The organism is Methylocaldum szegediense (assembly GCF_949769195.1).
Classification (GTDB): domain Bacteria; phylum Pseudomonadota; class Gammaproteobacteria; order Methylococcales; family Methylococcaceae; genus Methylocaldum; species Methylocaldum szegediense.
The window spans coordinates 4,787,716-4,801,954 of sequence record NZ_OX458333.1 but is presented as its reverse complement, the minus strand read 5'-3'; the positions used below and the strand labels follow the sequence as shown (position 1 = coordinate 4,801,954).

Here is a 14,239-nt window from a genome sequence, read left to right as displayed (position 1 = left end):
AAAACAAGGTGACAAATACATGGGCAAACTAAACCTCGTCGTGGTCTCGGGCAATCTGGGATCCCCATCAAAAACCCTCGCCCTGGCCGAACAGATCGTAGACGCCATCGGCCGGCTGACGCCGATAGAAACCAACATCCACCAACTGGCGGAACTGGCGCCGGCGATCGGTCCGGCCCGGCACCCCGGTGAATTGGGCGAGGCCGGAAAAACCGCACTACGCGCCATCGAAACGGCCAACATCCTGGTCGCGGCCACCCCTGTCTACAAAGGGTCTTACACCGGGCTGTTCAAGCATTTGTTCGACTTCCTCGATCCCAAAGCGCTCAACGAGACCCCGGTGATCCTCGCTGCGACCGGCGGCGGCGAAAAACATGCGCTCATCATCGAGCATCAGTTGCGGCCTCTGTTCGGCTTCTTCGGGGCGTATACCGTTCCCTCGGGCATTTACGCCACGGAGCGGGATTTCGATGGTACCCGCTTCTCAGATCCTATCGTGCTGGAACGCATCGAAACGGCCGCGCGTCAAGCCGTGCATGCCGCGCAGGCTCTCGCCGCAAGGCAACGGCAAGCCAGGGCTGCGTGAAGGGAGGAAAACCGATGTCCACACCCGATTACGAAAAGATCCGAGCCGATATCCGCAAGCTGGTCGACGAAGTCATCCGCTCCAACGCGGAAAAGGTCGACGAGCAGGGTTTGTTTCCGAGAGAGAACCTCAATGCGCTCGCCAGAGCCGGCTGGAACGGCGTTCTGATTCCGGAAGAGTATGGCGGCCTCGGCTTGGACCATGTGGCGTTCTCCATCGTTGCCGAGGAAATCGGCCGGGCCTGCGCCTCGACCGGGCTGGTCTACGTGATGCACACGGGCGCCGCTCAGACCATCAATCTCTTCGGTAATCACGATCAGAAACTACGCTGGCTGAAACCGGCGCGCGAAGGTCTGATCGGGACCTATTCCACCAGCGAAAAAGCCACAGGCGGCCATTGGTGGTTCAATCTGAGCGAGGCCGCGCGCGACGGTGACGAGTATTACCGGCTCAATGCCGAGAAATCCTTTACCACCAGCGCGGGCCAGGCCGATTACTACGTGTTCCAGACCCGCTCGCCCGGAGCCAAAAGCGCTACCGACATCACCTTCTTCATTGTCGACTCCAAGCTCGAAGGCATTCAGGCCGGGCGCTGGGAAGCCCTCGGGGTACGAGGCAATCACAGCGGACCGCTGCGTTACGACAACGTACGCGTCCACAAGCGCGACCGCCTGGGCGAAGAAGGCCAGGGTAAAGACATCGTTTACCACGGCGTCTCGCCGGTCTATCTGATCGGTCTAGGCGCGGTCTGGCATGGCGTCGCCCGCGCCGCCCTGGAAAAGGCGACGGAACACCTGACCAACACGATCCACCGGGACTTCAATCGCAAATTGTCGGACTACCAGGTGCTGCGTCAGCAGCTCGCGGAAGCCAAGGTCTTGGTGGAAAGCCTAAGACCCTGGCAGTTCGAGTTGGCGAGGCAGCTGGACCAGCTCCAGGCGGCCGGAGAACCGCAAGGCAAGATCCTACTTCCCTTGACCGAATTCAAGGTGCATGCGTCGGAAGTCGCCAACATCTCGGCCCGTAACGCGCTCGATGTCAGCGGTGGCTACGGCTACAAGAAAGGTCCTCTGGAACGCATATTCCGGGATGCCCGTGCCGGCATCGGCATGGGGCCTTCCAACAACATCGCCCGTGAATGGATCGGCAAATCCCTAGTCGGACTGCCTCTCGAGTTGTTCGAGCAAGGCGGCGAGTGAGCCTGGCACGGCGGCCCGGTTCACCATGACCGGGCAGCCGCTTTTTTGCCCCCCGATCCAAGACATTCCGGAGATCGACATGTCACAGAATGCATTGAAACAGGCGTTGGAAAGAACGATCGGCGTCGTGAGCAACGATCCGGCGAAGGCCCGCTTGCTGTTTCGGACAAGGAGCCGGCTGCTCGACGGGGTACGTTGCTCCGCCGAAGTACGGGACTTTCCACCCATCGTCGTCGACGAACCCGCTGAGCTCGGCGGAAGCAACGCCGGCCCCAATCCCGTGGAACTCGTCTTGGTCGCCCTCGCGACCTGCCAGGAAATCATGTACGCCGCTTACGCCGCGGTGTTGGGCATTCCCCTGGAAGCCGTGGAAGTCAACGTCAAAGGGGAACTCGACGTCCGTGGGCTGTTCGGCCTCGACGAGTCCGTGCCGGCCGGCTATCGAAAAGTCAGTTTCGAAACGGTTATCAAGAGCCCCGCGGATTTGGCGACGATACGGGATCTGGTCGCACGCGTGGAAGCGCACTGCCCGGTATTGGACACCTTGATCCGTCCCGTCGAAGTCGCCGGTACCGTCACCGTCAACGGCACATTACTGAATACGCCGGTCAATCATGCCGTTTAGGAGAACAAGATCATGAGCCAAGCATTTACCGTCGCCACATCCGATACTCCCGTCAAATTCGCCTACTGGGTCCCCAACGTCAGCGGCGGCCTGGTCATCAGCAAGATCGAACAGCGCACCCGCTGGGACATCGACTACAACCGTAAGCTGGCGCAAATAGCCGAACAGAACGGCTTCGAGTACGCGCTGAGCCAGATCCGCTTCACCGCGGGCTACGGCGCCGAGTATCAACACGAGTCGGTGGCCTTCTCCCACGCCCTGCTGGCCGCTACCGAACGCCTGCGGGTGATCGCCGCGGTTCTGCCGGGACCCTGGCATCCTGCCGTGCTCGCCAAACAGATCGCCACCATCGACCAGCTGACGGAAGGTCGTATCGCCGTCAATATCGTCAGCGGCTGGTTCAAAAGCGAATTTCACGCGATCGGCGAACCCTGGTTGGAACACGACGAGCGCTATCGCCGTTCCGAGGAGTTCATCCGCGCGATCCGCGGTATCTGGACCCAGGACAATTTCACCTTCCTCGGAGATTTCTACCGCTTTCACGACTATTCGCTGAAGCCCAAACCCTTGCAATCGCCGCATCCGGAAATCTTTCAGGGCGGCAGTTCCCGGGCGGCGCGTGATATGGCGGCAAGGGTGTCGGACTGGTATTTCACCAACGGAAACACGGTCGAAGGCATCAAGGCCCAGGTGGACGACATCCGCGACAAAGCGGCTCAGCACGGCCGCACCGTCAAGATTGGCGTCAACGCGTTCGTCATCGCCCGCGACACCGAAGCGGAGGCCCGCGAGGTGCTGGATGAGATCATCGCCAAGGCCGATCCGGAAGCGGTCAAGGCTTTCGGCCACGAAGTCCAGCAGGCCGGCAAGGCTTCACCGGAAGGCGAAGGCAATTGGGCTCATTCCACCTTCGAGGATCTCGTCCAGTACAACGACGGTTTCAAGACCGGTCTCATCGGAACGCCGGAGCAGATCGCCGAACGGATCGTGGCTTTGAAGTCGGTCGGGGTCGATCTGGTCTTGACGGGTTTCCTCCACTTCCAGGAAGAAGTCGAGTATTTCGGCAAACGGGTAATACCCTTGGTACGGCAACTGGAAGCCGGAACACTAGACAGAGCTGTCGCCTGATGCCGGCCGCTGGTAGCACCATGCACGAGCCCGTACCGATTCAAGAATTGTTCGGCAAGGCCGAGCGACTGGCGGCGGCTTTCGCCGAAACCGCGGTCGAACGGGACAAAGCCGGAGGAACCGCCAAAGCCGAGCGCGACCGGCTACGCGAGAGCGGCCTGTTGAACCTGATCATCCCGACCGAATACGGGGGCTATGGTCTCGATTGGTACGACACCTTGCGCATCGTCCGCATCATCTCGGCGGCCGACAGCTCGCTGGGCCATCTGTTCGGTTTTCAGCACCTGTTGCTGGCTACGGTGCGGCTATTCGGCGACCAGTGGCCGCATTATTACCGGGAGACGGTCCGGGGCCGCTGGTTCTGGGGCAATGCCCTGAATCCTCTGGACACCCGCGCCCGCATTGTCGCCGACGGCCGCCACTGGCTGCTGCACGGCATCAAGAGCTTCTGCTCGGGCGCCATGGATTCGGATCAGCTGGTCGTGTCGGGAATCTCCGATCAGGACGGTAAGCTGATAGTTGCGGTCATCCCGTCCGACCGGGAAGGAATCCGGATCAATTCCGACTGGGACAACATGGGACAGCGCCAAACCGACAGCGGCACCGTGGAATTCCACGAGGTTCGCATCTACGACCACGAGATCCTCAGGAATCCAGGGCCTTTAGGCAGCCTGTATGCGAGTTTGCGTTCGCTAATCGCGCAACTGGTCCTGACCAATATTTATCTCGGCATCGCCGAAGGCGCACTGACGGAAGCCAGGGCTTACACTCGCAGCCAGTCCCGTGCCTGGTTTCTTTCCGGCGTAGAGAGCCCTACCAAAGACCCTTACGTGCTGCAGAAATATGGCGAATTCTGGGTGGAACTGAATGCCGCGTCGCTCGCGACCGACCATGCCGCCCACTTGCTGGATGCCGCCTGGCAGAAGGAAGACGAGCTGACCGCCGAGGAGCGCGCCGAAACCGCCTTGGCCACGGCTACCGCCAAAGTGCTCGCCACTCGTGCGGGACTGGACGTGACCCAGCGCCTGTTCGAGGTGACCGGCGCACGGGCTACCACCTCGGCGGCGGGTTTCGACCGGTTTTGGAGGAACCTCCGCACACATTCTCTCCACGATCCGGTCGATTACAAACTACTCGATCTCGGGGAATGGGTTCTGAACGAACGTCCGCCCGTACCGAGCTTTTATTCGTGAGGAGTTCGAGATGCCCTACGATTCCATCGAAACCGCCCTGGAAGCGATCCGTAGCGGAGCCTTCGTCGTCGTCATGGACGACGCTTCCCGCGAGAATACAGGCTTTCTCGTGATCGGTGCCGAAAAGATCACGACCAAGACCATGGCCTTTCTGCTTCGCCACACCCGCGGGATCATCTACACTGCTTTGACCGACGAACGCTTAGACGCTCTGCAGCTCCCGAAGACGAGCGGAATCCACGGTGAGGCGCGGCACGCCGCGAGCGCCGTATCGGTCGATTTCAACACGGCCGTCGACCTCGGCCTCTCCGCAGCCGACCGCAGTGCCACCGTGCGCGCCTTGGCCGACCCCACAATAGGGCCTGAACGTTTTACCCGCCCGGGCCATGTGTTTCCGGTACGAGCGAGGCGGCACGGCGTGCTGGAACATCCCGGTCAGGCCGAGGCCGCTGTGGATCTGGCTCGGCTCGCCGGCCTTTATCCCGCCGCGGCACTGAGCACGATCGCCGCCGACGACGGTAGCCCGGTGTGCGGTTCGGCGCTCCTAGCCTTCGCGCAAGAACACTGGTTGCCCATCGTGAGCGTCGCCGACCTCCTCGCCTATCGCCGACGCACCGAACGATCCATAGAACATATCGCCGAAGCGCGCCTGCCGACATCTGCCGGCTCGTTCACGGCGCATGTCTACCGCTCGCTCCTCGACGGATCGGAACATTTGGCTCTCGTTAAAGGACAAGTACGGGGTGAGGACAATGTTCTCGTGCGAATCCATTCCGAATGCCTGACTGGGGATGTATTCGGCTCGCTGCGCTGCGACTGCGGCAACCAGCTGAAAATGGCTCTGACCCAGATCGAGCGGGCCGGGAGCGGCGTGCTGGTCTACCTGCGCGGACACGAAGGCCGGGGGATCGGTCTGGCCCACAAACTTCGGGCCTATGGCCTGCAGGATCAGGGACGAGATACAGTGGAAGCCAATCTGGACCTCGGGTTGCCGGTCGATTCCCGCCGTTATGATGTGGGCGCCCAGATTCTCGCCGATCTGGGGGTAAATACCTTGCGCCTGATGAGCAATAACCCGGTCAAATTTGCCCAGCTTGAAGACTATGGCCTCAAGATCGTGGGACGGGTGCCTTTGGAGGCAGCACCCAATCGGGAGAACCTGGTCTACCTTCGGACCAAGTCGGAAAAGCTGGGACATTGGCTGAACTTGGACGGCTGGCCCCTGAACGCACACAACGGCGCGAACGTCCCCTTGTCGGCGGAATGAGCGGTTCAGCGTCACGCGCGAAAATGCAGAGTCCGTAGGACATCCTCCTCACGTGGCCAACATAGCCAGCGCCTTTCTGGTGGGCTCCGTTTCCTCATCCCGCTGTCCGGCCTTACGGGGCGAATATCGGGGGGCGATCGGACCAGCGGGTTTCTAGCCTGCCTCTTATTTATATTTTGCATAACAAAATCATTTTTTATTACTGTTTCGAATTTGTGTGCATGTTAGTATGACGCGGCTTTCGTCAGCTAAGCTCGTGTCCTAACATGTCTTTACTCTCATTCCCCGACCCGTCCGCCATGGCGCTCTCGATCAGAGCGTCGGCGTTGGTCTTCGAAGATCCCAATTCCAAGAAACTACTAACCAGAATCCGGCTGCTCGCTCCGAGCGATGTGAATGTACTGATTATCGGCGAGACCGGAACCGGAAAAGAACTCGTCGCACGCCATATCCATGCCTTGAGCGCCAGAAGACACGGCCCTTTTCTGGCCGTCAACTGCGGCGCGTTGTCTGAAACGCTGATCGAAAGTGAGCTGTTCGGCCACGAAAAAGGCGCGTTCACCGGGGCCATCACCACCAAGCGGGGATGGTTCGAGGCCGCTTCCGGCGGCACCCTCTTCCTCGACGAAATCGGCGACTTGCCGCAAGCCATGCAGGTGAAATTGCTGCGGGTTCTACAAGAACGCGAGGTCGTTCGAGTGGGCTCTCACACACCTATTCCGATCGACGTGCGGCTGATTGCCGCGACCAATGTCAAGTTGGAAGAGGCCGTTTTAGCCGGGCGCTTCCGCGAAGACCTCTACTATCGCCTCAATGTCGCGGCGCTGAATTTGTTGCCGTTGCGTCAGAGGCCCGGCGACATCATGCCCTTGGCGCGCCATTTTCTGAGATTTTACGGACAGCGCCTGGGCTGCCCGGAAACTGCCCTTTCCCCGGATGCCGAACAGGCACTGCTGCAACATTCCTGGCCGGGCAACATCCGGGAGTTGGAGAATGTCATTCATCATGCGCTGTTGATCGCTCGCAATCGGACGATCACTCCGACCGAGCTGAACCTTTCGACCCTGCCGTTGCGCGAGCGTCAAACGCCTGCGGGTACCGCCCCGGAAGACTTGGACCGTGTGCTGGAATCACTGTGCGAAAAAGGCGGCCCGGATCTCTATGCTCGGATCGAACATGCGCTCTTTAGAGCGGCTTACCGGCATTGCAACGGCAACCAGTTGGCGACCGCTCGATTGCTCGGCCTCAGCCGCCACGTGGTTCGCGCCCGCTTGATTCAGTACGGGATTGTGCAGCGCAATGAAAAAGAACTGCTGTCCAATTCAGTCAAGCCCTCCCCAGCACCATCGAAGTCTCGAAGAAGTCTGTCGAATTCGGGAGCAACACCGTCGCTTGCGGACTGGCTGACACCGGAAACGGCCAAATCTGAAGCGACTCAGGATTGGTGGGGCTACTGACGAATTCGACACCGAATGATCATCAGCTGCCAAATCATCCGTTCACGTTACCATTCAATCGGAATAGCCAAGGTCGAGCCGTGTCGATTCCCGCAGCAACCGCACACGATAGAAGCGGGCTGCACGCTCTAGCCTTCGCCTTTCTTCTGGATCGGCCCGTGTCGAGCAGATCGCACACTGTCCGAGCCTGAACGCCGCGTAAGCCAAGCAATAAAACCTCAACGCCGGAACCGGCGGCGGCTTCCCTCCTGCGGCGGAGAACGCGCTTAGCAGACACCGCGCCGCTTCGCCCTCGAGTCCCCATTCCACGATCGCTCCGGCCAAATCCCAGGCTACCGGTTGCACTCCCACCAGGGTATGGTCGGCCTGATGCCCACTGCAATCCACTTTGATCAGGCGCTCGCCGGGACCGCGCAGCCATTCTTCCGGTGCCAGCCTGCCGTCGCCGTAACTCGGGCCCGACGGCACTACGACTTCGCCCATCCACTCGCGCATACTTTCGGCCGCCGTCTCGCCCAGACTTTCCCGAATATTCCAATAGACCATCTCCCTGAGCCGTTTTATCGCTCCCTCGTGTTCGGACTTTGCGACAGGGGGCATAGCCGCTTCTGCGATATAGCAGCCTATACCCGCAAGGATGGCAGAGTCGCACGATTCCCGGCTAAGGGGTTTTCCTTCAATCCACGGCCGCGCGACGAAACCGTAGGCAACATCGAGAGGAACGGCCATCCAGCCGCGTTTTGCGAGCCATGCCATGCGATCGCGGGCGGCCTCGGCTCCGCCGGTCAGGCCCTCGAATTTCCACAGCACGGAGGAACCGTCACACCGTACCACCCGGTATTTGTTCCGTTCGAACGCCGCGAATGCCGCTGGCCACTCGTCTTCGCTCGCATAGACCGCACGCCGCCACATCCCACCGCTCAAATCGTCCACCCGAACGAACGGGCCGCTGCGATACGCCAGCTCTTCCATTAGCGATCGGCCATTCCGAGTCATTTCGTTCAAACCGACGACGTAACACGGTGCGTCGGCCCACCATCGCCGCACGTCCTCGTTTCCGGCGTGTCCGGGTCCGCTGCGGTGTCCCGGAAAAAAGAAGATTTTGGATCGGTCGATACCGGCCTCGACCAACGCTTGTGCCGCAGCCGCCATCGACGAACCGGACAGTCCCGGGCCTTCGTCCACCACGAGTCCGAAACCCGCTCCCCGAACGGCCTCGCTCGAAATTTCCGTGCGCCGGGCATACGGATGCCCCGTGGGCCGAATCGTAAGCCGCCGCACGCTCCATCCGGCCTTGACCAGCACCCGCGCCACCACGGCCGAGAGACTCGTGCCTATGCTGCGGATGCCGACCACTGCCGCGCGCTTTGAGTCCGAATCCGCATGCTCGCGACTCCATCGCCTCGCGGCTTCGGCGTATTGCTCGGGATAGAGCGCATAGAACGCGAACCCTTCCGGCACTTTAACGCGCACCGTCAGATCCGGCGGTAGTTCAATCTCGGCCAGCGCTTTTTGAGTTGGCCCGGGATCGGCGTAACCGAGAAACGCATCGGCGGCGAGATCGGTGACCGTCATGACGCGCTGCACGAGCGGGTCGTTTCCCAGCCTGTCGGCTAGGGCCTGCTCCAGTTGTCCGGCTTCGATCAGCAGCCTGCGTCGGACGTCCCATTCGTCGGCCGAGCCACACTGCGGAGCTGCATCCGCTTGTCCATCCCTTGCTGACGAATCCGTCCCATCCTGCACATGGCCGCTCGCGCGCCCGGCCCATTGCCGAACTCGGTCCAGCAAGGCAGCGGCCTGAATCTCGTAACACGGATCACCGTAGACGATCATATTTCTTGGACCCCTGAGGCACATCGCTTTTCGCGCGTCATCTAATGCTTAAGACAGGGAATTCGGAAACGGCATGGAGAACCGAAGACCAAGGACGGGCATCTTGACCTTCCATCGCTGCATCAATTACGGCAGCTATTGGCAGGCGCGCTGCCTGGTGGAGGCTCTGCGCTCGCGCGGGCATGAGGCCGTCATCCTGGATCACGATGCCTGGCGGATCAAACGCGCCGAATGGGCGTGCGCGCTCCGGCCGGTCCTGCCGACCCCGGTTCCGGTCTCGGACTATCCGCTCTACGGTCTAAAGCTGTTCAAATTCGTGCGGGCCATATCCGCGTTGCCGCGTTCGCCGCCCTTCGATCCCGAAAGCGGAAATACCGACGAGTACTTCGACTACGTGATCGTCGGCAGCGACGAGGTCTGGAATTTGACCCATCCGTGGTACGGCGGGTGTTCCTTCTTCTTTGGAGAGGGTATCCGCACGCGACGGCTGGTCTCGTATGCCGCGAGCTTCGGAAATTACGACGGGTCGAAAGGACTCGAGCTGGTTTGGGCGGACCGGTTGCGCCGGTTTGACGCGATCTCGGTTCGTGACGAGAACTCCCGGGCGATTGTCGAAAGCGCTCTCGGCTTCGAACCGGAACTGGTGCTCGATCCCTGTCTTCAATTCATGCCGGAAGCCGAGGCCGCCTGGCACGAGCCGAACCGGCCTTTCGTGGCGGTTTACGGGCATAACTTCTCGGAAGCGTTCGCTCGTGAAACCCGCCGCTGGGCCCAGTCGCGCGGCTATCCTCTGGTCAGCCTGGGCTATCGAAACGACTGGGCCGATCGGCAACGGATCACGGCCGGGCCGCAGGATTTCGCCCACGCCATGGCCCGTGCCGAAGCGGTGGCGACCAATTTCTTCCACGGCTGCGTTTTCGCGCTGCGCCATGCAAAACCTTTCGCCTGCGAACGCTCACCGTACCGGTCCACCAAAATCGAAAACCTGATGACGATGATCGGCGGCGAGAAACACTTGTTATCGGAACACGCGACGGCGAACGATTTCGGCGCAGCCTTGAGCGAGCCTTTGGCGTCCTCGATGCTCGAACGGATCGAGCATTTCCGTCGAAAGTCGGACCATTATCTCGCTCGTGCGCTGGGTTGACGCCATGCCGTCTGCGGTTGGTCTACCAGCCTTAGCTCCGCGGGACATCGTCCGCTCCGGGCTGTGCATCGGTTGCGGCGCGTGCGTGTCACGGGCGAATTCCGTCGCCTCGCGGATGGAGCTGGATCGATACGGGCAATATCAGCCGACGGGTTCGCCTGAATGGCTGCGCCGCGGCTCTCCGGAATTCGCGCGGATCTGCCCGTTTTCACCTTACGCGAGAAATGAAGACGAACTCGCCGAGTGGCTTTTTCCCGGGGCCGGCGAACGCGATGCTGCCGTGGGAAGCTTTCGCTCCGCTTACGTCGGCCATGTCGCGGAAAAAGATTTCCGCGAACGGGGAAGTTCAGGGGGCATGGTCAGCTGGGTCTTGAGCGAACTCCTACGCACCGGCCGGATCGACGCCGCGGTCCATGTTGCCGCCGCCACTGACCCGCAGCGGGAAAGACGGTTCTTTCGTTACCGGATCTCGCGCACCGAAAACGAAATCCGGGCCGGCGCGAAGTCGCGCTATTACCCGGTGGAGCTGTCGGAAGCACTCATGAACATCCGCTCGAAGCCGGGCCGCTATGCCGTAGTCGGAGTCCCTTGTTTCATCAAGGCGGTGCAACTGCTCCGCACGGAGGACCCAGTACTGCGCGAGCGCATTTGCTACACCTTGGGACTTTTCTGCGGCCATATGAAAAGCGCGCGCTTCGTGGAAAGTCTCGCCTGGCAGATGGGTGTCACGGAAAGCGAGATTCAAAGCGTGGAATTTCGCCTCAAGGCCCCCGATCGTCCGGCGAACTGGTACACGGCTCAATTGACGCTCCGAAGCGGGCAAACGGTACGGAAGGATTGGTGGCATCTGGCGGACGGTGACTGGGGCGCCGGCTTCTTTCAGAACCCGGCCTGCAATTTCTGCGACGATGTCGTCGCGGAAACCGCCGATATCGCATTCGGCGACGCCTGGGTGGAACCTTATTCGTCCGATGGCCGCGGCACGAACGTTGTCATTGTCCGCTCGCCGGAAATGGAACGGCTCATGAAGACCGGAATCGAACAAGGCCGGTTGCGCCTGAAGCCGGTAGACGCCCGATTCGTCGAACGGACCCAGGCCGCCGGCTTCCGTCAGCGTCGAGAAGGGCTCGCTTATCGGCTATGCTGGCCGCGCCCCGGCTTAAAGCCGCGAAAACGTGTACTGCCGAATTCCCAAGGATTACCCATCCGGCGCAAGTTGATCTACCGCTCGCGCGCCCTAATCACGGCATGGAGCCATCGCGTATTCCTGTTCGCCCGTTTGATACGCAGGCCGGGGCTTTATATCCGCTGGGCGCGTCTGGCGTTGGCAATCTATCACGGGTTGGCTTACTCCAGAGGCAGGCTCGGAGCAATGATCGACCGATGGGGGCATTAGATTCGCCGTTTAAACCCATTCTCGCGAACGATGCCTGTCCTGAGCGAAGTCGAAGGGCCTGTCCTGAGCATAGCGAAGGGCGGTTCACTGCGTTCACCACATCCTACAAAGTCCAATGGTTCTTCTAAACGGAAAGCTATAAAGGATGCGGCAACCGCCTTTCGACAAGCTCACAGCGGGTATCATTCGCGCCTTCTTCACCCATGCTGCACGCGCCTGGCGCTGAACACGTTATGCACCTGGCTGATCTTGTCCAGCACCGAGCTGAGCTGTCCCCAATCCGATACCTCGGCCGTGATCCGCATGACCACGGTCTGATCGTCCCCATTGGTCTCGCTGTGGGTACGCACGATATTGATATGCTCCTGCGCCAGGATCTGGGTGATGTCTTTCAGCAGCCCCTTTCGGTCCAGCGCCTTGACTTCAAGTTCCACCGGAAAGACTTCCGGCTCGGCACCCCAGGCCACGTCGATCAGGCGACCTTGTCTATGGGGCGGCAGCTGGACGATGTTGTCGCAATCCTCACGATGGATGGCGACGCCCTTGCCCACCGTTACATAGCCGATGATCGGATCGCCGGGCTTGGGATCGCAGCAATGGGCAAAATAAGTGAGAAGATTACGGACACCCTGAATGGTCACGTCCTCTGACGCTCTTCCCGTGGCGGGCGGCAAAGGCTTTTTCGGCGGCGGAACCGCCGCGGTCTTAGGCTGCCATTCCGGGAGCTTTAACGCATTGACCAACTGCCCGGGCGCGATATCGGCGCGGCCGACGGCCAGCAGCAAATCGTCGCCGCGCGGCAGGTGGAAGTGCCGCGCCAATTCCTCGAGATCCACCTCTTTGATGCCTAGCTTCTGCCGTTCGCGATCCAGGATAGCTTTGCCGGCGCGAAGATGCTTTTCATGGTCCTGCTGCTTGAACCATTGCCGAATCTTGCTTCGGGCGTGGCCCGTCTTCACATAGCCCAGATGCGGATCAAGCCAACCGAGGCTGGGGCCACCGTGTTTGGCGGTCAGAATTTCCACCTTTTCACCGGACTTGAGAGAATAGGTCAAGGGCACGATGCGTCCGTTGACCTTCGCCCCACGGCAGCGATGCCCGACTTCGGTGTGGATGTGATAGGCGAAATCCAGCGGCGTCGCTCCTTTGCTCAGCCGGACCACCTGTCCTTTCGGCGTCAGCACGAAGATTTGATCCTCGAACAGCTCGGCGCGAAAATCTTCCAGCATCGCCTGGTCGTCACCCTTGTCCTCCAGCAGCCGACGCAGGGCGTTTATGCTGCGATCGAGAACCGCGTCTTGCTTGCCGCCTTCCTTGTAACGCCAGTGGGCCGCGACACCGTATTCGGCGAAATCGTGCATGGCCTGGGTGCGAATCTGGACTTCAACCGGCCGCCCCTCGGGTCCGATCACGACGGTATGCAATGACTGATAGCCGTTCTCTTTAGGGTTGGCGATGTAGTCGTCGAATTCCTTGGGAATATGCAGCCAGCGTCCGTGCACTAAGCCGAGCACCGCATAGCAGGTCGCAACATCGTCGACGATGACCCTCACGGCGTGCAGGTCGTACAGTTCCTCCAGGTCCAGCTGCTTGCGCTGCATTTTTTTATAGATGCTGTAAATGTGCTTGGGCCGGCCGTAAACCTTGGCATGGATGTGATGCGCCTCCAACTCTTGCCGCAGCATCTCGATGAACCGATCGACGAAAGCTTCCCGCGAGGCGCGGTTGATCGCCAATCGGTTGGCGATTTCACGGTATTTGTCGGGATTGAGATAGCGGAAGGCGAGATCCTCCAGCTCCCATTTAAGTTGCCCTAAACCCAGCCGGTTCGCCAACGGCGCAAAAATATCCAGGGTTTCCATGGCGATTCGTTCGCGCAACTCGCCTTCCTGGCTCTTGAGTAACCGCAGGCGCTGCAAGCGATAAGCCAGCTTGACCAGAACCGCGCGCACGTCGTTGACCACCGCCAGGAGCATGCGACGCAACAGCTCCGCCTGCTGCGGTTCCTTGACTTCGGTCGGGCGGTATTCGTCGAAGGTGTTGAGCCAATTGACCTTCTGCACCAAGTCGGCGACGGTCTCCCCGAATCGGGCCTTGATTTCGGCCTCCTCGAGCGTATCGCGGAGATAGGGATCGCTCAGCAGCGCGACTTGCAGCGTAAGCGCGTCGGCCCTTAGCCCCAAGAGAATTTCCGCGACGTCGATACCGCGCGGCCTAACGATCGTGTCCTGCTCCTTCGCTTTTAGGGCGAGACGCAAAGCCGCGATGATCCCATCACGCTCGGCTCCATTGACACCCTCCGTCAGCCGAAATTCGAAGTCATCGATGGAGTGGAAAGGGCTATCCAAGCGGTAAAGCGAATGTTTCATGAAATTCGGAAATGATTGCACGGGTCGAGCAAAAACATA

11 protein-coding genes are annotated in these 14,239 nt (G+C 60.5%); 9 read left to right on the top strand and 2 right to left on the bottom strand.

All coding sequences use genetic code 11. From position 1 onward, the window contains the following. Positions 1-19 precede the first annotated feature (19 nt). The 7 genes from msuE to QEN43_RS21055 all read left to right on the top strand — a co-directional run bounded on the left by msuE (position 20) and on the right by QEN43_RS21055 (position 7,455). Positions 20-586, top strand: coding sequence for an FMN reductase (gene msuE, locus QEN43_RS21085; protein WP_026608802.1), 567 nt, complete (start codon positions 20-22; stop codon positions 584-586). 14 nt (positions 587-600) lie between these two features. Beyond that, positions 601-1,785 carry an acyl-CoA dehydrogenase family protein gene (locus QEN43_RS21080; RefSeq protein WP_026608801.1) on the top strand — a complete coding sequence of 395 codons (1,185 nt, stop codon included), beginning with the start codon at positions 601-603 and terminating at the stop codon, positions 1,783-1,785. A 79-nt stretch (positions 1,786-1,864) separates the two neighbouring features. Continuing rightward, positions 1,865-2,410: an OsmC family protein gene (locus QEN43_RS21075; protein WP_026608800.1), complete on the top strand. Its 546-nt coding sequence runs from the start codon at positions 1,865-1,867 to the stop codon at positions 2,408-2,410. A gap of 12 nt (positions 2,411-2,422) precedes the next feature. Further along, positions 2,423-3,538 carry a dimethylsulfone monooxygenase SfnG gene (gene sfnG / locus QEN43_RS21070; protein ID WP_026608799.1) on the top strand — a complete coding sequence of 372 codons (1,116 nt, stop codon included), beginning with the start codon at positions 2,423-2,425 and terminating at the stop codon, positions 3,536-3,538. Positions 3,539-3,558: 20 nt separating this feature from the next. After that, positions 3,559-4,731 carry an acyl-CoA dehydrogenase family protein gene (locus QEN43_RS21065; protein ID WP_051331643.1) on the top strand — a complete coding sequence of 391 codons (1,173 nt, stop codon included), beginning with the start codon at positions 3,559-3,561 and terminating at the stop codon, positions 4,729-4,731. A gap of 10 nt (positions 4,732-4,741) precedes the next feature. Then, entirely contained in the window at positions 4,742-5,998 is a 1,257-nt protein-coding gene (ribA, locus tag QEN43_RS21060; protein ID WP_051331370.1) for a GTP cyclohydrolase II, read from the top strand. Positions 5,999-6,264: 266 nt separating this feature from the next. Continuing rightward, positions 6,265-7,455 carry a sigma-54 interaction domain-containing protein gene (locus QEN43_RS21055; protein ID WP_317963577.1) on the top strand — a complete coding sequence of 397 codons (1,191 nt, stop codon included), beginning with the start codon at positions 6,265-6,267 and terminating at the stop codon, positions 7,453-7,455. Positions 7,456-7,509: 54 nt separating this feature from the next. On the opposite strand, the gene QEN43_RS21050 is transcribed toward QEN43_RS21055, so the two are convergent. After that, positions 7,510-9,288, bottom strand: a complete 1,779-nt coding sequence (locus QEN43_RS21050; protein ID WP_026608797.1) for a hypothetical protein — start codon at positions 9,286-9,288, stop codon at positions 7,510-7,512. A gap of 73 nt (positions 9,289-9,361) precedes the next feature. On the opposite strand from QEN43_RS21050, the gene QEN43_RS21045 reads away from it, so the two are divergent. Continuing rightward, positions 9,362-10,435 carry a polysaccharide pyruvyl transferase family protein gene (locus QEN43_RS21045; protein ID WP_026608796.1) on the top strand — a complete coding sequence of 358 codons (1,074 nt, stop codon included), beginning with the start codon at positions 9,362-9,364 and terminating at the stop codon, positions 10,433-10,435. A 4-nt stretch (positions 10,436-10,439) separates the two neighbouring features. Further along, positions 10,440-11,831, top strand: a complete 1,392-nt coding sequence (locus QEN43_RS21040) for a Coenzyme F420 hydrogenase/dehydrogenase, beta subunit C-terminal domain (protein WP_026608795.1) — start codon at positions 10,440-10,442, stop codon at positions 11,829-11,831. Positions 11,832-12,028: 197 nt separating this feature from the next. On the opposite strand, the gene QEN43_RS21035 is transcribed toward QEN43_RS21040, so the two are convergent. Then, a complete protein-coding gene (locus QEN43_RS21035; RefSeq protein WP_026608794.1) occupies positions 12,029-14,200 on the bottom strand; it encodes a RelA/SpoT family protein in 2,172 nt (723 codons plus the stop codon). Positions 14,201-14,239 lie beyond the last annotated feature (39 nt).

Excerpts from the sequence above, each read along its gene's own strand:
- msuE (WP_026608802.1), top strand. The coding sequence starts at position 20 with ATGGGCAAACTAAACCTCGTCGTGGTCTCGGGCAATCTGGGATCCCCA.
- QEN43_RS21080 (WP_026608801.1), top strand. The coding sequence starts at position 601 with ATGTCCACACCCGATTACGAAAAGATCCGAGCCGATATCCGCAAGCTG.
- QEN43_RS21075 (WP_026608800.1), top strand. The coding sequence starts at position 1,865 with ATGTCACAGAATGCATTGAAACAGGCGTTGGAAAGAACGATCGGCGTC.
- sfnG (WP_026608799.1), top strand. The coding sequence starts at position 2,423 with ATGAGCCAAGCATTTACCGTCGCCACATCCGATACTCCCGTCAAATTC.
- QEN43_RS21065 (WP_051331643.1), top strand. The coding sequence starts at position 3,559 with ATGCACGAGCCCGTACCGATTCAAGAATTGTTCGGCAAGGCCGAGCGA.
- ribA (WP_051331370.1), top strand. The coding sequence starts at position 4,742 with ATGCCCTACGATTCCATCGAAACCGCCCTGGAAGCGATCCGTAGCGGA.
- QEN43_RS21055 (WP_317963577.1), top strand. The coding sequence starts at position 6,265 with ATGTCTTTACTCTCATTCCCCGACCCGTCCGCCATGGCGCTCTCGATC.
- QEN43_RS21050 (WP_026608797.1), bottom strand. The coding sequence starts at position 9,288 with ATGATCGTCTACGGTGATCCGTGTTACGAGATTCAGGCCGCTGCCTTG.
- QEN43_RS21045 (WP_026608796.1), top strand. The coding sequence starts at position 9,362 with ATGGAGAACCGAAGACCAAGGACGGGCATCTTGACCTTCCATCGCTGC.
- QEN43_RS21040 (WP_026608795.1), top strand. The coding sequence starts at position 10,440 with ATGCCGTCTGCGGTTGGTCTACCAGCCTTAGCTCCGCGGGACATCGTC.
- QEN43_RS21035 (WP_026608794.1), bottom strand. The coding sequence starts at position 14,200 with ATGAAACATTCGCTTTACCGCTTGGATAGCCCTTTCCACTCCATCGAT.